This window comes from Williamsia sp. Y844 (genome assembly GCF_056786475.1).
Window position 1 is genome coordinate 2,115,867 of the sequence record NZ_JBXCJB010000001.1, and the last position, 22,296, is coordinate 2,138,162.

Consider the following 22,296-nt stretch of genomic DNA (forward strand, 5'->3'; position numbering starts at 1 on the left):
AGATCTGCCGCGCAGTTACCTGCCGGATTTACGAGATCAAGCAGTCGCCTTGGCGAAACGCTCAGCGGCGTCGGCCCAGTTGACGATGTTCCACCAAGCCTTGATGTAGTCGGGCTTGACGTTCTGGTAGTCCAGGTAGAAGGCGTGCTCCCACATGTCCAGCAGCACGATCGGGGTCTGGTTCGGCGGGATGTTGCCGCTCTGATCGGTGAGCTGCAGGATCACGAGCTGGCCGATGAATTCGTCGTACGCCAGCATGGCCCAGCCACTGCCCTGAAGGGTGGCGGCGGCGGCGGTGAAGTGGGCGCGGAACTTGTCGAAGCTGCCGAACTGGTCGTCGATGGCTGCGGCGAGCTCGCCCTCGGGCTTGTCTCCACCGTTGGGGGACAGGTTCTTCCAGAAGATGGAGTGGTTGGTGTGGCCACCGAGGTGGAAGGCCAGCGTCTTCGTCAGGCCTGCGACCTTGTCTGCGATCGTGCCGTCTTCGCGTGCCTCGGCCAGCTTGCCGAGCGTGGCGTTGAGGCCGGCAACGTAGGTGGCATGGTGCTTGCTGTGGTGCAGCTCCATGATCCTGCCGGAGATGTGCGGCTCGAGAGCTGCGTAGTCATAGTCGAGTTCCGGCAAGGTGTAGTCAGACACGATGTTCCTCTCACTGGGGACCGGTCGTCCCCGCTTGGTAGTCGGCGCTGGGCATTTAAGGGGCTTACCCAATTGAACGCAGTTCTACCCTTCCGTAGGCGGTTGGGATGTGCAATACCGCACGCCGAATGCACCTCAAGCCCAGTTGAGGTTTGAGGTGTCCGATTGTGGCGGTCTACAGGTCGTGGACCAGCGGCTATGCGAAGAAGATGAGGATCAGCAGGAGCGCAAGGAGGGCGACGATGCTGATGCTTGTGGTGACGCACCGGGTCGCGACATTGATGGGTTCGGACCCCGGCCACGCGCTTCGGCGACGCTCGAACCGTCGGGCGCCTGCGCCTGAGCTGGTCGAGGATGCCACCCGATCTCCTACCGTCAGCAATCAGCTTTTTCGGCCCGAAGTGACTGTGATCACAGGGGCTTTGTGTCGCACAGCTAAACACGTCTGCTCCCGCGACTCAACCCGAACGGGTAAATCGGCACCCTTGTTGTGACCGGGAGATCCCGATCGGGTGGGTGGTTAGGATTACCCGATGATCAGCTCCATCGCACTGCCGCGAGAGATCCGCATCGGAGCCGGGGCGATCGATCAGCTACCCGACGTGATCGTCGGACTCGGCGCTCGTCGACCACTCCTGATCACCGACAGTTTCCTGTCTTCGCAGGGTGCGCCAGAACGCGTCGTGCGGGCGTTGGAGGCTGCCGGACTCGACGCCGACTACTTCGACGGAACCGTTCCCGATCCCACCACCGCATCGCTGGAATCGGGGCTGCGGGCCGTCCGCGATCACGGGGCGGACCTGTTGATCGGTTTCGGTGGCGGCAGCCCGATGGACACGGCGAAGGCGTTGGCTCTGCTCGCGGTCCGAAATGGCACGATGCGCGACTACAAGGCCCCACTACGCAACGATGCGCCGGGATTGCCGGTGGTGGCCGTGCCGACCACCGCGGGAAGCGGATCCGAGGCCACACAGTTCACGATCATCACCGACAGCGAAAGCGACGAGAAGATGCTCTGCATCGGACGCGCGTTCTTGCCGGTCGCGGCGATCGTCGACTACGAGCTGACGCTGTCGATGCCAGCCCGGCTCACCGCCGACACGGGTATCGACGCGCTGACCCACGCCGTGGAGGCGTACGTCAGCCGGAAGAACAACACGTTTTCCGACGACTTCTGCCTGCGAGCGATCACGGCGATCGGCGGGCACCTGCGACGGGTGTATGCCGACGGTTCAGATCGCGACGCCAGGTCGGCGATGATGCAGGCGGCGCTCCATGCCGGGATCGCCTTCTCCAACTCATCCGTGGCGCTGGTCCACGGCATGAGCAGGCCGATCGGCGCGCACTTCCACGTCGCGCACGGTCTGTCGAACGCCATGCTGTTCGCGGCGGTGACCCGGTTCTCCCTTGACAGCGCCACCGAGCGTTACGCGGACTGCGCTCGCGCACTGGGCTGTGCCGCGGTGACAGACTCCGATCAACGCGCAGCTGGTCTACTCGTCGACGAACTCACCAGGCTGTCGGAGGAACTGGCGGTCCCCACCCCGCAACGCAGCGGTATCGCGCCGGAGCGTTGGGACGAATTGATCCCGCTGATGGCGCGCCAGGCGATCGAGTCGGGTTCCCCTGCCAACAATCCGCGAATCCCGTCCGCCGGAGAGATCGAGAAGCTCTACGCGGAGATCTACAGCTGATACGTGAGGTCTTCGGCGCACCGAAGCGGCAACTATCATCGCCTGCGGGCAACCTGCGAGGGTTGCCGCGCGTCCAAGGCTGGACCACCGCAACACACGAAGTGAGAAGAACCGAGGGGGACACATGGCACGGCCGACTGCCGCGCAACTGTATGCCGCCTACGGTGACAACGCCGACAGCGACGTCACACTGCGGCTCCTGCGTTCCCGTAGCGCGGTGCCGTACCTGGCGATCATGGCGGCACGGCTGGCCGACGGGCAGGTCGACGGCGACCACCTTGCGGCCGGCATCGAGAAGGACCTCGACGACCTGGCCGGGCACTGGACCGATCGTGGCTGGGAACTGCCGACGCCGGACGACCTCCTCGACCGGTGGGTGCGGGCCGGATACCTGGCGCGCACACTCCACAACGATTCCGCCATCGAGCGTTATCAACTCACCCGGGGTGCCACCCAGGCAATCGCACAGGTGCAGGCGGTTCGGCAGAACCGTACGGTGGCCACCGAGACCGTGCTCGAACTCGTGATGTCGCGGTTGTCCAACATCGCGGTGTCGATCGACCCCGACCCTGGTGAGCACATCCGGGACATCGACCGCAAGATCGCTGAATTGTCCAGGCGGCGAGAAGAATTGGCCGCCGGTGCGGTGCCGACAGTGGATACCCGACGGGTGCTCGACGACATTCGGATGGTCACTTCACTCGCGGAGCGCATGCCCGCGGACATCATCGGATACGGCGAGAAGATGCGCGAGAACTCGCGGGCACTGTTGACCACCGGCATCGATGCCGAGCAGGGATCGCACGCCGACGTCCTCAACCGCATGTTCGACGGACATGACGCCCTGGCCGATTCCGACGAGGGCAAGGCCTTCGACACCTTCTACACGCTCATCGCAGATCACCGTCTGCGAGAGGCTCTGGAGTCGAGCATCGAGCGGATCGCCACCGGGCTGCCGAATCTGCCGCCCGACCTCCTCGACACCTTGACCGGGTTCATCGACCGTATGTGGGACGAGGTACAGGCGGTCGACGAGGTGCGCGGGCAGGTCTACCGCCGCATCAACACCTTCGTCAAGGACGGCGACTTCCTGCACTACCGCGCGTTGCGGGCGCAGATCGCCGATGCCCAGCGGGCCGCGATGGTCGCGTTCACCGAAGCCGGTCCGGGCCGCGACATGGGAATCGAGGTCCCCATGAGTGCCGCGGTCACCAATTCCGTTGGCGCACTGATATTCCACGACGGCATCGTCGAGTCGCCGGGTGCGGTCGCCGATACCGCAGGTGAGATCAGCATCAATCCCATCGACCTGGTGGGTGTGGAGTCGATCGACTGGCATTCGCTGACCGATGCGGTCAACGAGGCGCTGAGCATCGGTCCGGCGGGCATCGACGAGGTACTCGCCCGGTTGCCGAAAGCCCGGACCGGTGACGTGGTCGGCATCTGGTCGCTTGCCCAGCGTCACGGCGCCACCGACAACGACAGCACCGTCACCGTTTTGGCCCACACCGCCCGTGGGCTGCGTGAAATCTACTTGCCCGCAGTGCGATTCACCAGCGCGCTACCCGATCCGATCACGGCGTTGCCGCACGAGGTGATGCACTTGCTCGATGAGCCAGGTCCCGATGACACCGCCCCCAGTGCATCCGCCCCCAGTTCTACCAGGAGAGGTCGATGACCACATCGGAAGATCAAGTCCCCGAACAGGCGGACGCACCACAGGTCGCGGTGGAGCAGGACGGCGATGACCTGTTCGTCGACTCTCCCGAGGCATTCGATGCGCCTCCGGTCGACTTGTCCCACTTCGCATTCGACGGATCGGTACCGGTCGGGAGCATCAGTGAGGTCCGGGTCGACGCGCGATTCGAGGGCGACACCTCGGCGCTGCCCGCACCGGTTTGCTACGCCCTACAGGAACTTGTTGCCGCGGCGCATGTTTCGGTGCGATCACGCAACTGGAAGACGATCGAGATCCATGAAGAGGTCATCCGGTCGAGGCTGTCAGAGCTGAATCTGCAGCTGGAGATCAATCGGGAACACAAGTACGCGTTCACCAGGCAGGTCTCGGAAAACGACCCGAGGCAGCGCAACATCCTGCGAGCGCAGACACTGACGTTGGCGGCCTCGGTGCTGGCGCTGTTCCTCCGCCAGAAGTACCTGACCAGTGCCGACGAGTCGGTGGTGGTCGAACGTGGCGAGATCATCGACCACATGCTCACCTACAAGCCGGTGTCGGATACGGACGAGGCCGGATTCGTCAAACGTATCGACGCCGCGATCAATCAGCTCGAATCCCGCAAGATCATCAGGGCACTTCCGGGCACCGACCGCTTTGTGGTGCTGGGCGTGATCGCCTCCCTGCTCGGACCCGAGCAGGTGGCCGCGTACACGGAGGCGTATCGACGCCTGGCCGGTGACTATGAGGAGGCCGGTACCGATCTGGCCGAACTCGATGACCAGGAGCGCACATCATGACCGAGATCCTGGAACGTGACGAAAACGGCGCCCGACCATCCGAACTCGCCGGAGACGAAGCCGAAGGCGGAGCTCGACCATCCGGAGACGAAGCCGGAGGCGGAGCTCGACCCTCCGAACTGGCAGGCAGGCGCACGCTCAACATCGGGCAGTTCCGTTTGACCAGACTTCAAATGGTCAACTGGGGCACGTTCGACGGATACAAGGACTACCCGATCGACGAGCGCGGCGTGATGCTGACGGGTCCGTCGGGGTCGGGTAAGTCGTCGATGATGGACGGCCACTCGGTGGTCCTGCTGCCCACCTACGACCAGGTCTTCAACGCGTCGGCCGACCTCACCGCCAAGGGCGCCAAGAAGGCTGCCCGTTCGATGGCCGACTACGTGCGGGGTGCATGGGCGGAGAACGACGATCGCTACAACCAGTCGCAGGTTCAGTACCTACGCGCCGACGGTGCCACCTGGTCGGCGATCGCGGCCACCTACGACAACGGTGCAGGGTCGGCGACAACCGCGGTTGCGATCAAGTGGTTCCCCGGTTCGGGTACCGATGGCAGTTCGCTGCGGTCGTGGTACCAGCTACACGACGGGCACTGGGATCTGTTGTCGCTCAATGCCTGGGCCCAAGGCGGTTTCGACATCCGGCGTTTCCGGACGACCAACCCGACGGTCGAGTGTTTCGACGTGCAGAGTGCCTATCAGGAGGCCTTGCGCCGGCGGGTGGGCATCGGCCAGTCGTCGGCCGCGCTGTCGTTGATGGGCAAGGCCAAGGCGATGAAGAACGTCGGCGACCTCAACCTGTTCATCCGTACCTACATGCTCGATCGCCCGGAGACCTACGCCAAGGCCGAGCGATTGGTGGAGAACTTCACCCAACTCGATGAGGCGTACCAGGCCGCGGCGCGCGCGAATGCGCAGGAGCAGGTGTTGCGCCCGATCCCCGAGGCGTGGAAAACCTATTGCAGCGCAGAGGAATCCACCACCAGGGCCGGCACATTGCTTGGTCCACCGATGCGTGGTTTCATGCGCGAGCATCGGATGACGTTGTTGCAGGAACGTCTCGACCGGATCGACGCCGACCGGTTGCGCCTGGACAACGAGGTCGCCAACTGGGAGAACCTGGCCGACGAACGTGAAGAGCGCCATGGGTCCCTGCGTGATCAGCTGACGTCCGAGAAGGGCGAGCTGACCACTCTCGAATCGGAACTGAAGTCGTTCGAACAGCAGGTGACCGCACGTAACCGGGCCTACGAGCGCTACTCCACATTGGTGGGCGGACTCGGTGAACAGACCCCGGAGACCCAGGACGAATTCGCGGCCTTGAGGTTGCGGGCACCGGAGATCGCCCGGGCAGCAAGGGAATCGGCAGAACGGCTCGCGACGTCGGCGCATTCGTTCTTCGCTGCCGAGACCGATGCGCGCCGCGCGTACGAGGGTGCGGTCGAAGAACTGTCGAGCCTCAACACCCGTCGGTCGCTGCTGCCCCGTGAGGTGCTCGGGCAACGTGACGGGATCGCGCAGGCCACCGGTGTGCCGCCCGAGGACCTCCCGTTTGCCGCCGAACTGATCGACGTCGACCCCGAAGAGAAGGACCGCTGGGCCGGCGCCGCCGAACGGGTGCTCCGTGGCCTCGGTATGACGATGCTCGTGCCGGAGACCCACCGGCGGACGATCGGCGACTTCGTCAACCGCACCAACCTCGGTGGCGTCCTGGAATACCGCGTTTACCAAGAGAATGCGTCATCGCCGGGCGTGCCCGTGCCCGGATCGTTGGCGGAGAAGCTCCTGGTCGACCGTCGCCATCCGGCGGGGTCGTGGCTGGCGAATGTGGTGGCGCACAGTGCCGAACACATGTGCGTCGATCTGCCTGCCCAACTCGAGAACCATCTGCTGGCGGTGACGCCGCAGGGTCTGGTGAAGTCCGGCCGCGACCGCTTCCGTAAGGACGACCGCCGGTCGGTGTCGGACCGTACCCAGTGGATTCTCGGGTCGAACACCGACGGTAAACGCGCTGCCCTCGAGGAGTCTCGGGATCACCTCGAAGCGGTGTACCGCGAGGCTCGTCAAGCTGCCCAGGACAAGCGAGATCTGTTGGAGCAGAACCGGGAACGCGCGAAGAATGCCGATTCGCTGGCCGGATACGCATCGTGGGCCGAACTCAACTGGTGGTCGTCGCAGCGCGATGCCGACGAGTTGAACGCCCGCATCGACCGGGTCCGCGAGAACCGCGTCGACCTCGCCGAACTCGAAGAGCAGGTCGAGATCGCGCGCGCCGACTGGCGTGAGGCCGTGGCCCGGGTGGGCGCACTCGGTGATCAGTTGGGCCACATCGGATCTGACTGGGACCGGTGGTTTGCCGAGTTCGAGCAGGTCAAGGCCGAGAACTTCAAGATCGACGACGGAGACCGCGGGTACCTCGCAGAGGTGCTCGCCGAGACCTTGTCCGTGGGTGGCAAGACGCTGACCCTGGACAACTACGGCGAGGTGCGTTCGGATCTGCGGAACGCACTGGAAGCGATTGTCGGCAAGGCGAATGCCGAACGCGATGGCGCGGAGAACAAAGTCGTGCGGGCGACAGAGGCCTTCTTGCGGGAATGGCCCGAGGCGTCGGCGAACCTGAGCGCCACCATCGAGTACGCCGCTGATCTGGTGTCCATTCACACCAGCCTCGTCGAGCACGGTCTGGCCTCCACGCAGCAGCGCTTCCGGCAGCTGATCACCACGGACATCAGCCATTCGGTGTCGAACCTGTACAAGGAGATCACCGACACCAACAAGCGCATCACGCGCGGTATCGCCGAGGTCAACCTCGGACTGCACCGCGTGGACTTCAACGAGGGCACCTATCTGCAGATCGCGCAGCTGCACAATCCCACCGACGAGTCCCGGGAGTTCGCCAAGATCGTCGACCAGATGATCCGGGATGCCCCGGCTGCCAAGGGTGGCGACGGTGCGGTGCTGGCCCGCCAGTTCTATCGCATCCGCGATCTGGTGGCCCGGCTCACCGGTACCGATGCCGAGAGCCGTCGCTGGTGCGACAACGTCCTGGACGTCCGCAACAGCTACACGTTCTATGGCAAGGAGCTTGCGGCCGGTGCACCTGCGGACGATCCACCGGTGCACACCTACCGCAACACCGCATCGAACTCCGGTGGCGAGCAGGAGAAGCTGGTGGCGTTCTGTTTGGCTGCGGCGCTGAGCTATTCATTGAGCCACGGTGGGCACGAGGCGAAGGGGCAGGCGGAGCTCGACCCTCGGCCCAGCTTTGCACCGTTGATGCTCGATGAGGCGTTCAGCAAGTCCGATGAGACCTTCAGTTCGCAGTCGTTGCGGGCGTTCGAGCAGTTCGGATTCCAGCTGATCATCGCGGCCCCGATCCGCATGGTCGGAATCGTCGAACCATTCATCGGCCAGGTCATCCTGGTGGACAAGCAGGTCGGTGAAACCGGGGCTCGCTCCGATGCCCGGGCCGCCACGTTCGGCGAGTTGGCCGATGCGCGGACCTCGGGTGGACGTAAATAGAAACGGGTGAGCTATGGCCGGACCGATCAGCTTGCGGCAGTGGAACCGGACGTTGTTGCAGCGGCAGCACCTCCTCGAACGGGTTGACGAGGATGTGCTCGACGTACTCGATCGTTGCGTCGGGTTGCAGTCCCAGGATCCCAAGGTCGCGTTCTACGGATTGTGGTCGCGGATAGCCGATTTCGACCCGGCGGACCTCGATGAGTTGATGACCGGTCGCGAAGTGGTGCGGATGGCACTACTGCGCAGCACCGTCTTCCTCATGGATGCCGAAGACGCGCGCTGGGTGCGACCGCTGGCCCAGGCGAGTATGGACGGCGAGATGCGGAACAACCACGTCAAGCATCTGGCAGGCGCCGATCCCGAGGACGTGGCCCGGCACGGACGTGAGTTGCTCAGCGGTACAGAGCTTTCCGTGAAAGATCTCAGCGCCGCCCTGGCGCAGCGTTGGCCGGACGCCGTCGCGGCGTCTTTGGCAACCGTTGTCCGCTGCCTGGTGCCGCTGGTCCAGGTACCGCCGCGGGGAACGTGGGAGGGGTCGGCCACCACCACCTACAGCCTCTACGACGACTGGTGTGGTCCCGGTGAGTCGGCCGTGACCGGGGACGAGGCGGTCAAAGATCTCATCCGCCTGTACCTACGCGGGTTCGGCCCCGCGACGATCAAGGGGATCCAGAGCTGGGCGGGCATGACACGACTCCGTCCCGTCGTCGAGGCGATGGAAGCCGATTGGGAGCTGGACAAATTGACCGGCCCGGACGGCGAGGAACTGTTCGACCTCGCGGGCATGGCCCTTGCCGACGAAACCCTGCCTGCGCAGGCCCGTCTGGTGGCGCCCTTCGACAACATCGTGGTCGCGCAGGGAACCGATCGCCGACGGGTGGTCGATGACGACGTGTTCCCGCATCTGGTCACCCCCAACGGAAGATCACCCGGATTCGTGTTGGTCGACGGCCGGGTGGCGGGCACCTGGAAGCCGGTGAAAGACGGAAAGAACACCGCCATCGACGTCAACTACCTGGTCAAGGTGTCTGCGTCTGAGAAACGTGGTGTGGAGTCAGAACGCGAGCGCCTCACTGCGTTCTGCACTGCAGACTCGTCAGGCACCTAACCCTTGTGTGTCACTGCGCCAAATTCCCGGACCGCGGATTGCGGTGGGTGATGCAGTAGCGCCGTCCGATCGGATCTTCCATCACGGTCCAGAAGCGTTGGTGTTCGACCACTTTGGCACCCCAGCCCTCGTGCCGGGCAACCTCCTCCTCGGGATGGGTGCTCGCCAGATCCAGATGACCGCCGATGTGCCGGGATCTCACCCGCTGCAACATGATGCGCAGCGGCATCTCGTCGGGTCGGCGTAGGTTGCGGAACTCCGGTAGTAGACCCTGCCGCCACGGCCAGGCGGTCAGTGCCGCCCAGAAGTCGCACTCGATGTCGTAGTCGGCGGTGGGGACGTCGATGGAGAGCTGATCGATGATGCTGATCGTGTCGCCGGGCCAGCGGATCGGGCGGGAGCGACGGCTTTCGCCCTGCCAGGGGACCAGGCAGAAACTGAAACCGCCGGGTGAACGCAGGACCGCGACGCCGGGATTCTTCGAGACGATGGTGGCGCCGAGCGCACTCGCCTGGTGGATCGACTCGGTCAGATTGTCGACATGGAGATCCAGGTGCACGCCACCATCGCCGGAATCGATCCGTTGGACCCGAAGGTGGGGGTCGCCGTTGAAGGGTTCGAGCGAGGCGAACTCGCGGTTGGAGCCACGGGCCGGTGACACCGTGCTGCCGGCGATCGCCCGCCAGAACGTCACTTCGTCGCTGAAACTCTCGCGCGGGAAGTCTAAGAAGGCGGAGAGCCATCGGACTGTCATATAGGCCAGTGTGGGGGGTCGGGGCCGGCGCTGCCCCGTCATTCCGGTGGACGGGTCCGCTTACTGTGGACTGATGGGTCCCTTGAAGAAGATCGCACGCAGGATGGCAAAGGCGCACGCCGACAAGGTTGCAGTTGTGCGTCTGGAGGGGACCATCGGTGGGATCGGGCCCGGTCGCAGTGGGATGACCGCAGAAAACCTCGAATCGAACCTGACGCGCGCATTCGAGACCGAACGACTCAAAGCGGTTGTTCTGGTGATCAATTCACCCGGTGGATCGCCGACGCAGTCGGAGTACATCGCGGAGCGCATCAGGCAGTTGTCGTCGGAGAAGGGCGTGCGCGTCATGGCCTTCTGCGAGGACATCGCGGCCTCCGGTGGTTACTGGATCGCGTGCGCCGCCGACGAGATCTATGCGGCGCACACGTCGATCGTGGGTTCGATCGGGGTGGTCTCGTCCGGCTTCGGCCTGCAGGACCTGATCAGCCGGGTCGGGGTGGAGCGTCGGGTCCATACCGCCGGTGAGAACAAGTCCCGGCTCGACCCCTTCACCCCGGAGGAGCCCGAGGACGTCGCCTGGTTACGTGGTCTGCAGGACGACCTCCACGGTGCCTTCATCACATGGGTGCGACAGCGCCGCGGCACAAAACTCGTGGGGACGGACGCGGAACTCTTCAACGGTGATGTCTGGGTTGGCCGCGCGGCGGCCGATGTGGGACTCGTCGACGGTATCGGTGTCCTCCGGTCGGTGATGGCCGAGCGATTCCCGGATGCCGAACTGGAGATCATCGCCTCGCCCAAGCCGTTGTTGGCCCGACTCGTCGGAGGTGTGGCATCGGACACCACGGTGGCCGGAGCGAGCGCCGAAGCGGTCGACGGCTTCGTCGGCGGTGCCATCTCAGCGGTCGAGCGCCGCGCTCAGCGGATGCGATTCGGGGTCTAGATCTCTCCCCGTTTCGGCGCCAGAATGCAAACCCGCTGGTGGTGCCAAAGTGACGGGTGGGTTGTGGATAAATGGGCCCGTTGTTTGAGATTGCCTGTGAGTAGCCGACGGACGTAGACCGAAAGTTATCCACAGGCACCCCCTAATGTGCTGGTTCAAAGGGTGCCGACCAAGGGTCAACCTGTGGATGAGGCTGTGGAAACTGTGGAGAAGTCACCAAGAAAGGTGGACATAGAGTGAACCGCGTCACAATTTCAGTTGAAGCTGGTCACAGAACATGTCAGATGCTCAATCGTCGACCCTGATTCGGCACGGAATTGACCAAAATGAAGGCCCTGTGGATAACTTGTTGATAAGTCCCAGCTCGTGCCGCGCGGACGCCGTGCGTGCCACCATGGTCGAGTGAGTATGTCGGAAATCCCTTCGGTACCCGTAACCGAGCTGCCCGCCGATTTCGTCGGCGCGACCAATGCGATTCTGTTGGACGTGCGCGAGCCCGACGAATGGGCGGAAGGTCATGCGCCCGGTGCCCTCCATATCCCTCTCGGGGATGTGCCCGCCCGCATCGACGAAATCGACCCGGATGCAGACCTCTATGTCATCTGCCATTCCGGCGGCCGGTCCGCGCGGGTGCTCGGCTACCTGATGCAGCGGGGATTTCAGGGCGCCAACGTCATCGGCGGCATGGTGTCCTGGGCGCAGTCCGGTCGACCGCTGGAATACGGTTCGGGGGCAGGGGGAGCCAGCCCTGACCCGGGGAATTCCCCGTGAGCAGACCCACCGGAGCACCGCCGGCACGGGACTACTGCCCGAATTGCCGCATCGCGGGTCCTCACGATCCCGGCCGCCCCCATTGTCCGCGGTGCAACGGTCCGCTCACCCCGTTGGACGCCTACGGCCGGATCGCGCGGCCGGGGGCCGCTCCCGGCGCCCAGATGAGTGCTCCCGGCCGCCCGATCACGCAGGCCGAACGTAATCACACCTACGTACCGGCCCGGACGACCGGAGCCGGCACATCACGTCCGGCACCTCGGCCCCAGCGGCGCGTGAAATGGGTGGTGACGTATTCGGGGGTGGCGCGAACGGCAGGTCGACGGCGGGTGGCCGCGGAGCCCACACCGACCCCCCACTACGACCACAACCCCGGCTGGGGTCTGGTCGACACCCCGCTTTCCGAGCCGGTCGCACCGGAAAAGACGTATATCGAGCGGATGGCGGCGAAGTTGCCGCAGCTACTCATCGCCTCCGCGGTCGTCCTCACGCTCGCCGCGCTCGCTCAGACCTGGCTGTACGTGCTGCTCGTGATCAATCTGGACGCCCCGGTCAGCTACGCGATGGTGCTCGCGGCCCGGACCGCGGTGATCGCCACCGGGGTGGCCGCGGTCGGCATGATGATCGCGTGCCTGTTCGCGCTCGCGGGCTGGCTGATCGAGGAGCGTCGTGTGGCCTACCGCCGCCATGATCAGCGGGACCCCCGTACGCCCGAACAGATCATGTTGGGCTGCTGGATCCCGATCCTGAACCTGGTCAAGCCGTTGGCGTTCTTCCGTGAGCTCCTCGACCGCCGGGACGATCTGCTTCCCGACTACACGGGCAAGCGACTGTGGTGGCTGTGGGCGGGCTGGCTGGTTGTCAACGCGCTGGTGGCCACCGGGGTCGGCATCCGCATCTTTGCCGACTCCCTGGTGTGGCAGTCGAACGCGCTGGTGCTGGTGATCGTCACCAACCTGCTCAGTGCGTTGTTCGCGGTGGCGCTGTGGTGGACCATCACCCGGCTCCTGGCGCGGGAAGCGCCGGTTTCGGTCCCGAAGCGATTCGTGGTCGCGGCATGAGTGACACCCCGAGGGTGGTCCGGCAGGAGAAGCCTGCGGTCGTTGCGCATCGCGGCGCCTCGGGCCATCTGCCGGAACACACCCTCGCGGCGTACGAACTCGCTTTGGAACAAGGCGCCGACGGGCTCGAATGCGACGTGCGGCTCACCGCCGACCACGAGTTGGTCTGCGTGCACGACCGTACGATCGATCGGACCTCGGACGGTTCCGGTGTCGTCAGCGAACTCACACTTGCCCAGCTCCGGGAGTACAACTTCGGTGCCCGGCACAGTTCGGGTATGCAGGCCGAGATCCTCACACTGCCCCAATTGCTGTCGCTGACGCTCGACTGGAAGCGGCCGGTGCGGCTGTTCATCGAGACCAAACATCCGGTGCGATTCGGCGGGCTGGTGGAGCAGTTGCTGCTGGCCGAGCTGCAACGATTCGGCGTCGCGAGCCCGGCATCGGCCGACCACAGCCGGGCGGTGGTGATCTCGTTCTCCACCGCAGGCGTCTGGCGGATCCGCCGCAACGCCCCGATGTTGCCGACAGTCCTGCTGGGGGACACCGCTCGTTTCCTCGGCGGCAGTGCCGCGACGGCGGTGGGTGCCACCGCGATCGGGCCGTCGATCTCCACGCTTCGCGAACATCCCGATGCCGTCGACCGCGCGGCCGCTGCGGGTCGCGCGACCTACTGCTGGACCGTTGACGAACGCCGCGACGCCACGTTCTGCGCCGACCTGGGCGTCGGATGGATCGCAACCAACTACCCCGACCGGGTCCGGGGTTGGCTCGCTGCGTAAGTTCGGGGCGTGGCAAAGAAGAGTAAACGTGGCAGTGGTCCACGCCCCGGAAGTAATCGCGCCGAGCGGGTAGCAGCCCGGAAAGAGCGGCTGGCCGAGGCGGTCGCGCAGGTACCCCGTCCATTCGCCGGCCTCGCCGCCGAATGCGACCTGGTGGCCCTGCGTTCGTTCGTGGCCTCGGCAACCGCTGACCTGCCCCTGATCGCTCCGGGCGCCAACCCGGTCCGGCTGGTCACGGTCCTGCCCGGAGCCGGCCCCGCGCTGGTGCGTGACGAGGATTCGGCGACCGTCGGTCTTGTCGCATTGCAGACCCAGCCCGAACCCGAAGATCCGGGCCTTGCTCTGGCCGCGGCGATCCAGTGGGCGACGGAAAGTGCTGCCGGAGACTCGCTTTCGCAGGTCGCGACGGCTGACTCCAAGCCGCTGACCGAGGTGTTCGATCCGACCAAGTCGCTGACGGTCACCGTCCACGACGACTTCAACTGGTGGATCGAGGGGCAGGCCGATCCGGCTCCCCAGATCAAGGCGATGATCGAGCAGGCCAACGCCGCGATCCATCCGTCCGCACGCCTGGAAGGCGATTTCGTCGGCGCCCCGTGGTGGGTCGATGCCGGTGAACGTGCCCATCTGCGCTGGGTTCGGCCCGAGGACGAAGACGAGATGATGGCCGCCCTGGCACGCGTTCACGCGGCCGGTGGCCTGACGCTGGGCGAAGGGTCGCGTTTTGCCGGCTCGTTCCGCACACACGGACTACTCGTCCCGGTATTCGACCTGGACCGCGAACTGCATGCCCAGGAATGGACTGCGGGCGCCGAGAGGTTCAACCAACAGCTCAACGAGGCCCTGGCCACGGACGCCGAGCTGACCAGCGAAGAGCGCCGGTCCCGCGACGGGATCCGGGCACGCCAGGTCACACTGCGCTAAGGCTCGCGACAGCGCAGTCCCGACAATACAAAGCGGGCCCGACCGGATCAGATCCGGTCGGGCCCGCTTTGTGGTGGAGGAACTACCGGCTGCCACCGGCAACCGCCGGAGCCGTCGCGTCGGGCGCGGCGGCCTTGGCGATCTCTCTGGCGACAAAGTTCTCGAGATCGAACAGGTTGCCTTCGCAACGCTGCGCGATGGTCTGCAGGGTGCGCATGGTGGCGACCTCTTCGAGTTGTTCCTTGAGGAACCACTGCATGAACTGCTCGCCGAGGTAGTCACCCTCGTCGCGGGCGGCCTTGGCCAGCGCGACGACCTGGTCGGTGACGCGCTGTTCCTGTGCCAGGGCCAGCTTGATCGGCGCCCGGTAGTCGGCGAAGTTGTTCTCCGGCTGATCGATGCCCGGGGTGTAGACGGGCAGATCGCGGTCGAGGAAGTACTGCGTGATCATCATCGCGTGGTTGCGCTCTTCAGCGGCCTGGGCGTAGAAGTGCGCGGCCAGCTGGGGCAGGTCTTCCCTGTCGTAATACGTGGCCACTGCGATGTACTGCTGCGCGGACGAAAATTCTTCGCGGATCTGGTCGTGCAGGAGCTCGTGGAAATGTGTACGTTTGGTGCTCATGTCAACGAGCGTAGGTGCAGGTCAAAGCCGTTGTCATCCAAGCTCATCCTTACTTAGGGTGGCTTATCCAAAGGGTCCGAAGGGAAGGATTACCTTGCCTGACAGCGCATTCCGGATCGCTCGGAAGCGGTTCGGGAGGTGTGACGCTGGGCCGAAGTGGTCGGTCGTACCTGCTGAACTACTGAACACTCGTGTCTGGCAATTGATTTCGGAAACCTGGCCCATGCCGCCACCGGCGCCCGGCCGAGCGGCGCCGCGACGTGAACAGTATTCCTGCTGTGGCACAGGACACAACCCCGCGCCGAACCGGGGCGACTGAGTGTGGTGGGTATCTCATTCGTGTCCCTCGTGAACTCAGGTGGCAGGTGAGTGTTCTTTCTGCCGTTGCGACGTCAGATGGTTGATGACCAATGCGGCGAATACCACGGCGCATCCGGTGGACCCGATCCCGAGCGCCAATTCGATGCCGTGCTCGGTCGGGTGGAGGTCGGTGTTCATATGCGCGGCGAGGACAGCCCCTGACAGGGCACTGCCGAAGGCTCCGCCGACGGTTCGCAGAACCTGATTGAAGCTCACGGCACTGCCGAGCGCGGTGTCGGCAACGCTTCGTGTGATCAGTGCGGGCATCGCCGCGTAGGCGGTACCCATACCGATACCGAATCCGAGCATGCCGATCAGGATCTCCCACAGGGAGTCGTGATCGAGCCACAGGTACACGCTCGAGATGGTGAAGATGCCGGCGCCGACGAGCAGCAGCGTGCGCACGCGAATCCGGTGGGATACCAGTCGGACCACCCGGTTTGCGCCGAAACTGCCCACCGATAGGGGGAACATCACGAATCCGGCCCAGAACAACGGCATCGCGATCCCGTATCCGGTCGATTCCGGAGCCTGGGCGATGAGGCTGATGATCGACAGGCTGATGTACATCGCGGCGCCGAGTCCTATCGCCGTACTGTTGGCCACCAACACATCTGGGGTCCTCAGGACACGAAGGTTGATCAACGGATGTGACACCCGGAGTTCGACGAAGCACCACACCGTCAGAATGGCGGCCGCCGAACCGAAGAAGGCCAGCGTCGGTGGAGCGATCCAGCCCCAGCCCGAGCCCTCACTGATGGCGAGCAGCAGGCATGACAGGCCGGCACCGATGAGTACGGCGCCGGTGAAATCGAACGGTGCGCGCGGCGCGTGTTCGTCGGGACCATCGGGCACGATCCGCCAGACCACGGCTATCGCGACCACCAGGAACAGTGCGGCGAACCAGAAGGCGAAACGGAAGCCCAGCAATGAGGCAAGTATGCCCGTCAGTGGATAGCCAACGCCCAAACCTGTTGCGACGGTGACGGATAGGCTTGATATTCCGGATCGAACCTTGTCTTCGTCGAGGTACCGCCGGGCCAAGGCGATTGTCACCGGCACGATTCCGTAGCTCAAACCCTGTAGCGCTCTGCCGAGCAGGAACACGATGAAGTTCGGTGCGGTCGCCGCCAAAATCGAGCCGACGAGAATGCAGACGAGCGACCCGATGAGAAGCCGTTTCTTGTGCGGGCCATCGCTCAGGCGGCCCATGATCGGTGTCGAGATCGCGCCGACCAGGAGATTGATCGTGAGCATCCACTGTGCGGTGCTCACGTCGACGTCCAGTTCGTGCGAGATGGTCGGGACCAGCAACATGCCGAGCGAGCTCACGACCGCGGTGGTGAGAGCGGCAAACACCAAGGCCGACGAGAGTCTTGGGTGCACCCGGGTTTCAGTCGAGATTGTCATCGGTCACCAGTTTGTGGAGTATCGGGATGAGCGCCTCGAGTGCCTTCTGCTCGTCGTCGTCGAGTCGGGCGGCGATGGCCTCGTTCAACCAATCCGCGCCGATCGCCCGTTCTTTGGCGAGCCGGGTGCGGCCGGCTTCGGTGATGTCGATCCAGATCCGGCGACGGTCGTTCTCATCGGGCGTGCGAACGATCAATTCGGGGGCTTCGAGTTCCCGTACCGCGGTGGTGATCGCCTGGGGGCTGACCTTCTGGGACGTGGCGAGCGTGGAGGCCGATGTCGGGCCGTGTTTCGAGAGGTACGCGAGAATGCCCATCTTGCCCACCGAGATCGTCCGATCCGCGGTGAGTCTGCGCCAGAGCGGATACAACGCTTCCCGGAGTTGCTGGGCGGTGGACTGTGAGGGCGGCATGCAAATAAATGTACAACCAAATTGATCAACCTAGTTGATTAAATCGAGTTGTGTTTGTCACTGGAGAGGTATCCCGGGGTTCGCTCAGCCGGTCTGAAGGAGCTCCTTCGGAAGCTCTTTACCGTCGGCGATGGTTTTGAAGAACTGGGTTGTGTTGTCGCCCCAGGCCAATGAATCGCCGTCGTCGGTGAAGACCGGTCCGGCGTTCGGGGTGGTGACGGTGACCGGATCGCTGCGCAGTGCCCAGGCCAGCCGGGCCAAGTGCCAGAGGTGATCACTCTTGTCGACGGTCAGGGAGTCCACGACACCGTTGACCAGCGGCCAGAACCGGAACGGGTTGAGGATCGTCGAGGCGCTGGTCGCCTTCTGCATCAACGCGGACATGAACTTTCGTTGATTCACCACACGGGTGAGGTCGGCGTTGGCAAATGCCCGGGTGCGGACGAAGCCCAGTGCCTCACGCCCATTGAGTGTTTGGCAACCGGCCTGCAGGTTGATCCCGGCCAGCGGGTCGTTGATCGGTGCGTCCAGGCACATCTCGATGCCACCGACGGCGTCGACGATCTTGTCGAAGCCGCCGAATCCGATCTCCGCGTAGTGGTCGATGCGCAGCCCGGTGTTGGTTTCGATGGTCTGCACCAACAGTTGTGGGCCACCGATCGCAAAGGCGGCGTTGATCTTGTGTGCGCCGTTGTCCGGGATGTCGACGTAGAGGTCGCGGGGGATCGAGATGATCATCGGTTTCCCGCCGGAGCCGTAGTGCACCAGCATGATCGTGTCGGTCCGCGAACCCTCACTGTCGCCGGTGGACAGGGCGGCGCGCTCGGCGTCGCTCAAGCCTTCGCGCGAGTCGGATCCGACCAACAGCCAGGTGGTTCCCGCACTGCTCGCCACGCGGCCCGCGTAGTTCGACAATGCGTCCACCCGGTTGAGCTTGGTGTCGAAGTAGACGAGCAACCCGACCGTGCCGAGCACCATGACGAGCAGCAGGATCAGCAGGGTTCGAAGGATCGGGATGCGTCGGCGACGTTTGCGCTCCGGTGGACGCGTCGGCCCCGGCGTGACCCGGCGAGGTGGCCCCTGCGGCGGCTTGGGGGGCTGGCGGTTGTACGCCATTATCGGCGGTGCCGGACGCTGCGGCGGTCGAGCCGTGCGCGTTTCCGGACTCTCTGCCTGCGACCAGGCCCGAGGTGGCTGGTAACCGGGGTCGGCCGGCTGCGGTGGTCCTACCCGGGTGGCCGGTGGTGGAGCCTGTTGCGGCCTGGCTGGACCCTGCGGCGGCGATCCCTGCTGCGGCGGTCCTTGCTGCGGCGGTCCCTGGTGCGGTGGACGTTGCCCGGCGGGTTGGCCCGGCCCGCGCTGCGGAGGCGGTCCGGTCGGGCCCGGCATCATGCGCCGGGTGCGACCATTCGCAGGCGGTGATGCCGGCGGGGGGAACGAACCCTGATCGGGACGTCTCGCACCGCCGGGGCGGCGGAGGAAAGGCTCGTCCTGGTCAGTCATTGCACAGACTCTAGTCAAGCCAGCTGAGATGATCTCTCAGGAGCGCGTACCCGACAAAGGCGACAGTGTCGATCAACGCGTGCCCGATGATCAGTGGCCACACCCGACCGGTGCGCTGGAACACCCGGCCGTAGACCAGACCCATCAGCACGTTTCCGAACCCGGCGCCGAGTCCCTGGTACAGGTGATACCCGCCGCGCAGTATCGCCGAGAACAGCAGGCTGCGATTTTCGGTCCAACCCAGTTGGCGCAGCCGGGTGATGAGATAGGCCACCACGAGCAACTCTTCGGCCGCAGAGTTCGCGATGGCCGAGAACACCAGCATCGGCAGGCGCCAGAAGGTCTCGTTGAGATCCGACGGCACCACCTGGACATTGAGGTCCATGGCGCGGGCGATGACGTACAGGCCCAGGCCGGGGATGCCGATGATCGCGGCGAGGCCGATGCCGAGCGGGATGTCGAACTTGGCGCGTAGTGCGGGTAACCCGATGCGCGCCAACGGAACTCCGGCCCGCCAGATCAGGTAGACGGCCAGCGCGGCGATACCGAAGAGTTTGGTCGCCGAGAGCAATTGCCGGAAGAAGTCGATGGCACCGAGTTCGGACGAGCTGACGTTCAGGGCCACCGAGCTGCCGCTGATACCGGGCTCCGACATCGCCTTCTCGATCAGAGAAAGCGCTGACGACACCGCTGACAGTCCGAACGTCAGGACCAGGACGATGGTGATCTCGATCCCGATGGCGCGTCGCGCGGTCGGGTCGGTGACGACTTCCGGCTGCGCCGGACGTGCCGGTTGTAGCCACGGGCGCAGGTTCACCCGGTTGAGGTTACTGACGGGCGGCGCGGTGTGGCGTCAGCCTTGGCCGGGCAGGCTGTTCAGAAAGGGGCATCCGGCAAGGGTTCGGATCGCCCGGGACAGCTCGGGGAGGTCGCTGACCGGTCGTGGGAATGACAGTCGAACGTCGGAATCGCTCTCAGATCCCTCGACGCGGAATCGGATCCCGAAGCGGTCGATGCCGAGTGGTCGGACCCTGCCGTCGCGCAGTTCGGCCGGGAGCCGGCCGCTCAGTGCGGAGATCATGTCGGCGTGATCGGTGTCCATGTGCGCAAGCCAATCGGCTTCGAACTCCCAAAAGGGGTCGGGGTCGGCATGGGCGAGGTCGGTCGAGGTCACCGAGGCGGCACCGGAACTGTTTGCCAGAACTGCCGACGACAGGCCCAGTCGCAGTAGCGAGAATCCGTGGCCGATGTCGAGCAGTCCGGGCGACGGGTGGTCGGTGGCGATCTCGCAGGCCAGGTCGCGTTCGAGATCGGAGAGAACCGAATGCAGGGTGCCGTTGAGCCAGATGAGGGAACGGACCTGTTCACGCAGAGTAATGGGGGCCATGTCGGTGACCTCCACCATCGCGGGGAGTCCGGCGCTGCCTGCCTGCCAGGCCAATGCGCAGGCGGCGCTGTCGGAGGGGACCAGGACGAACGCTTGCGAGTCGTACAGATGCACCATCGTGACCGGTGCGGGCTCGCTGCCCTCGATCGCCAGCATCGCGTCTGTCACGTGCATACATGCGGTGCGGATGAACTCGGCATCGGTGGGGCGGTCGATCGCTGTTTTTGTCATCCACGGTCCTCGGTGATTCGGTTCACGCTGTGTAGGTAAAGCTACCCTAACCACGCGACCCGATCGAAGGCAAGCCTCAATTTGCATTACTTGCTGCCGTAACCTCGGAACGTGCCTGCGATCGCTTACTTCGGCCCATCCGGAACGTTCACCGAGATGGCCCTTGACCGTCTGTTGATCGAGAACCCGTGGCTCACCGCCGAAGGTGAACTGGAACGGATCAGCGCCAACAGTCCCGGTGCCACGTTGAGTCTGGTCCGCGAGGGCCAGGCCCGATACGGGTGTGTGCCCATCGAGAGTTCGATCGAGGGCTCCGTGCCTGCAACGCTGGATGCCCTGATCAAGGGCAGTCGGATGCAGATCTTTGCCGAGACGGTGCTCGATATCGCGTTCACCCTGGCCGCACGCGGTGAGGTGACGCCCGGAGACATCAAGACGATCGGGGCGTATCCGGTGGCGGCGGCGCAGGTCCGTGAAACGCTGGCCGCGCGTTTTCCCGATGCGCAGGTGGTGACGAGTGCATCGAACGCGGCGGCGGCCAAGGATGCGGCGGACGGGATCGTCGACGCCGCCGTGACCACTCCGGTGGCGGCCCGCCTTCATGACCTTAATGACATCGCAACCGGCATCGTCGACTCCGACGAGGCCAACACCCGGTTTGTCCTGGTCGGCAAGCCTGGTCCGGTGCCGGCGCGAACAGGGCGGGACCGCACGTCGGTGACGCTGGATCTGCCGAATGTCCCGGGTTCACTGATGTCGGCGATGTACGAGTTCGCCAGTCGGGGTATCGATCTCACCCGGATCGAATCGCGGCCCCGGCACACCGGAGGTTTCTATTTCAACCTCGATGTCGTCGGGCATCTCGATGATTCGCCGATCGCCGAGGCGTTGGGTGCGTTGTACCGGCGCGTGCCTGCGTTGCACTTCCTGGGTTCGTGGCCGTCGGCCCGACCCAACGGAACGCCACCGCCCCGTCATGCTGCGAGTGATCGTTGGCTTGAGTCGATTCGGCTGGGTCTGGAGCCATGAGCCGGTTGTATCTGGTCCGCCACGGCGAGACCACGTCGAATGTGTTGCAGCGCTTGGATACTGCGTTGCCAGGTGCCAACCTGACCGATTTCGGTGCGCGACAAGCCGTGCGTTACGCGCTCGAACGTCCGAAACCCGATGCACCGGTACTGATTTCGTCGGTGGCCTCGCGCGCGCAGCAGACCGCTGAACTGATCGGCTCGGTGTGGGCGGTGCAGAATCAGGTGCGCGATGGGCTCTTCGAGGTGCAGGTCGGCGATCTGGAGGACCAGACCTCCGAGGAATCGCATCAGGTTTTCGCGAAAACCGTACGCAGTTGGTTCGAGGGCCAGACCGGGGTCCGCATCCCCGGAGGTGAATCACTCGACGACGTGTACGCGCGGTACCTGCCGGTCATCGACGACATCGTCGACGAGTACCTCGTTGATCCTGATGCGCCGGATGTCCATCTGGTCAGCCATGGTGCGGCGATCCGGCTCATCGCGGCGCGGCTGGTGAACATGCCTGCCGAGTTCGCGCTCAAACATCACCTGAAGAACACCGGCTCAATCGAATTGGAGCGCACTGCCGACGGCTGGACGTGCACGCGGTGGGGCCTGGAGCTGCCGCCGTTCCACACGACCGATCCTGCCGAACTCGCCCGCGACCCGATGGGCTGACCCAGCGG

Annotated in this window: 21 protein-coding genes; 12 read left to right on the forward strand and 9 right to left on the reverse strand. The window is 64.7% G+C overall.

Going from position 1 to position 22,296, the window contains the following annotated elements:
* Positions 1 to 36: 36 nt before the first annotated feature.
* Positions 37 to 639 carry a superoxide dismutase gene (locus AC1TQG_RS09570; RefSeq protein ID WP_482136684.1) on the reverse strand — a complete coding sequence of 201 codons (603 nt, stop codon included), beginning with the start codon at positions 637 to 639 and terminating at the stop codon, positions 37 to 39.
* A gap of 196 nt (positions 640 to 835) precedes the next feature.
* Positions 836 to 1,000 (reverse strand): hypothetical protein, encoded by a 165-nt coding sequence (locus AC1TQG_RS09575; RefSeq protein WP_482136685.1) that lies wholly within the window; start codon positions 998 to 1,000, stop codon positions 836 to 838.
* A gap of 172 nt (positions 1,001 to 1,172) precedes the next feature.
* Between AC1TQG_RS09575 and AC1TQG_RS09580 the strand changes: the two genes are divergently transcribed.
* The 5 genes from AC1TQG_RS09580 to AC1TQG_RS09600 all read left to right on the forward strand — a co-directional run bounded on the left by AC1TQG_RS09580 (position 1,173) and on the right by AC1TQG_RS09600 (position 9,440).
* Complete coding sequence (locus AC1TQG_RS09580) at positions 1,173 to 2,333, forward strand: iron-containing alcohol dehydrogenase (RefSeq protein ID WP_482136686.1); 1,161 nt, start codon at positions 1,173 to 1,175, stop codon at positions 2,331 to 2,333.
* 124 nt (positions 2,334 to 2,457) lie between these two features.
* Positions 2,458 to 4,011 carry a DUF3375 domain-containing protein gene (locus AC1TQG_RS09585; protein ID WP_482136687.1) on the forward strand — a complete coding sequence of 518 codons (1,554 nt, stop codon included), beginning with the start codon at positions 2,458 to 2,460 and terminating at the stop codon, positions 4,009 to 4,011.
* Positions 4,008 to 4,808, forward strand: a complete 801-nt coding sequence (locus AC1TQG_RS09590) for a DUF4194 domain-containing protein (protein WP_482136688.1) — start codon at positions 4,008 to 4,010, stop codon at positions 4,806 to 4,808. Before AC1TQG_RS09585 ends, AC1TQG_RS09590 begins: the two co-directional genes overlap by 4 nt.
* Complete coding sequence (locus AC1TQG_RS09595) at positions 4,805 to 8,329, forward strand: ATP-binding protein (protein WP_482136689.1); 3,525 nt, start codon at positions 4,805 to 4,807, stop codon at positions 8,327 to 8,329. The genes AC1TQG_RS09590 and AC1TQG_RS09595 overlap by 4 nt, the downstream gene beginning before the upstream one ends.
* Before the next feature lie 13 nt (positions 8,330 to 8,342).
* Positions 8,343 to 9,440: a winged helix DNA-binding domain-containing protein gene (locus AC1TQG_RS09600; protein ID WP_482136690.1), complete on the forward strand. Its 1,098-nt coding sequence runs from the start codon at positions 8,343 to 8,345 to the stop codon at positions 9,438 to 9,440.
* A 10-nt stretch (positions 9,441 to 9,450) separates the two neighbouring features.
* On the opposite strand, the gene AC1TQG_RS09605 is transcribed toward AC1TQG_RS09600, so the two are convergent.
* Positions 9,451 to 10,194, reverse strand: coding sequence for a VOC family protein (locus tag AC1TQG_RS09605; RefSeq protein WP_482136691.1), 744 nt, complete (start codon positions 10,192 to 10,194; stop codon positions 9,451 to 9,453).
* A 73-nt stretch (positions 10,195 to 10,267) separates the two neighbouring features.
* On the opposite strand from AC1TQG_RS09605, the gene AC1TQG_RS09610 reads away from it, so the two are divergent.
* The 5 genes from AC1TQG_RS09610 to AC1TQG_RS09630 all read left to right on the forward strand — a co-directional run bounded on the left by AC1TQG_RS09610 (position 10,268) and on the right by AC1TQG_RS09630 (position 14,675).
* On the forward strand, positions 10,268 to 11,137 hold the full coding sequence (locus tag AC1TQG_RS09610) for a S49 family peptidase (RefSeq protein WP_482136692.1): 870 nt from the start codon (positions 10,268 to 10,270) through the stop codon (positions 11,135 to 11,137).
* Positions 11,138 to 11,545: 408 nt separating this feature from the next.
* Positions 11,546 to 11,908, forward strand: a complete 363-nt coding sequence (locus AC1TQG_RS09615) for a rhodanese-like domain-containing protein (RefSeq protein WP_482137307.1) — start codon at positions 11,546 to 11,548, stop codon at positions 11,906 to 11,908.
* Positions 11,905 to 12,969, forward strand: a complete 1,065-nt coding sequence (locus AC1TQG_RS09620; protein WP_482136693.1) for a DUF4328 domain-containing protein — start codon at positions 11,905 to 11,907, stop codon at positions 12,967 to 12,969. Before AC1TQG_RS09615 ends, AC1TQG_RS09620 begins: the two co-directional genes overlap by 4 nt.
* Positions 12,966 to 13,751 (forward strand): glycerophosphodiester phosphodiesterase, encoded by a 786-nt coding sequence (locus AC1TQG_RS09625; RefSeq protein ID WP_482136694.1) that lies wholly within the window; start codon positions 12,966 to 12,968, stop codon positions 13,749 to 13,751. The genes AC1TQG_RS09620 and AC1TQG_RS09625 overlap by 4 nt, the downstream gene beginning before the upstream one ends.
* A gap of 9 nt (positions 13,752 to 13,760) precedes the next feature.
* Complete coding sequence (locus AC1TQG_RS09630) at positions 13,761 to 14,675, forward strand: DUF5926 family protein (RefSeq protein ID WP_482136695.1); 915 nt, start codon at positions 13,761 to 13,763, stop codon at positions 14,673 to 14,675.
* Positions 14,676 to 14,757: 82 nt separating this feature from the next.
* On the opposite strand, the gene AC1TQG_RS09635 is transcribed toward AC1TQG_RS09630, so the two are convergent.
* The 6 genes from AC1TQG_RS09635 to AC1TQG_RS09660 all read right to left on the reverse strand — a co-directional run bounded on the left by AC1TQG_RS09635 (position 14,758) and on the right by AC1TQG_RS09660 (position 20,600).
* Positions 14,758 to 15,297, reverse strand: coding sequence for a ferritin (locus AC1TQG_RS09635; protein ID WP_482136696.1), 540 nt, complete (start codon positions 15,295 to 15,297; stop codon positions 14,758 to 14,760).
* 354 nt (positions 15,298 to 15,651) lie between these two features.
* The gene (locus AC1TQG_RS09640; RefSeq protein ID WP_482136697.1) at positions 15,652 to 17,067 is read right to left on the reverse strand and encodes an MFS transporter; all 1,416 of its coding nucleotides are present in this window, start codon (positions 17,065 to 17,067) and stop codon (positions 15,652 to 15,654) included.
* Positions 17,051 to 17,479, reverse strand: a complete 429-nt coding sequence (locus AC1TQG_RS09645; RefSeq protein WP_482136698.1) for a MarR family winged helix-turn-helix transcriptional regulator — start codon at positions 17,477 to 17,479, stop codon at positions 17,051 to 17,053. Before AC1TQG_RS09645 ends, AC1TQG_RS09640 begins: the two co-directional genes overlap by 17 nt.
* An 84-nt stretch (positions 17,480 to 17,563) precedes the next feature.
* The gene (locus tag AC1TQG_RS09650) at positions 17,564 to 18,982 is read right to left on the reverse strand and encodes an LCP family protein (protein WP_482136699.1); all 1,419 of its coding nucleotides are present in this window, start codon (positions 18,980 to 18,982) and stop codon (positions 17,564 to 17,566) included.
* 10 nt (positions 18,983 to 18,992) lie between these two features.
* Positions 18,993 to 19,799, reverse strand: a complete 807-nt coding sequence (locus tag AC1TQG_RS09655; RefSeq protein WP_482136700.1) for a CPBP family intramembrane glutamic endopeptidase — start codon at positions 19,797 to 19,799, stop codon at positions 18,993 to 18,995.
* 36 nt (positions 19,800 to 19,835) lie between these two features.
* Complete coding sequence (locus AC1TQG_RS09660) at positions 19,836 to 20,600, reverse strand: DUF2470 domain-containing protein (protein ID WP_482136701.1); 765 nt, start codon at positions 20,598 to 20,600, stop codon at positions 19,836 to 19,838.
* Between the two features lie 111 nt (positions 20,601 to 20,711).
* On the opposite strand from AC1TQG_RS09660, the gene pheA reads away from it, so the two are divergent.
* On the forward strand, positions 20,712 to 21,629 hold the full coding sequence (pheA, locus tag AC1TQG_RS09665) for a prephenate dehydratase (RefSeq protein WP_482136702.1): 918 nt from the start codon (positions 20,712 to 20,714) through the stop codon (positions 21,627 to 21,629).
* Positions 21,626 to 22,288 carry a histidine phosphatase family protein gene (locus AC1TQG_RS09670; RefSeq protein ID WP_482136703.1) on the forward strand — a complete coding sequence of 221 codons (663 nt, stop codon included), beginning with the start codon at positions 21,626 to 21,628 and terminating at the stop codon, positions 22,286 to 22,288. The genes pheA and AC1TQG_RS09670 overlap by 4 nt, the downstream gene beginning before the upstream one ends.
* The last annotated feature ends 8 nt before the right edge of the window (positions 22,289 to 22,296 follow it).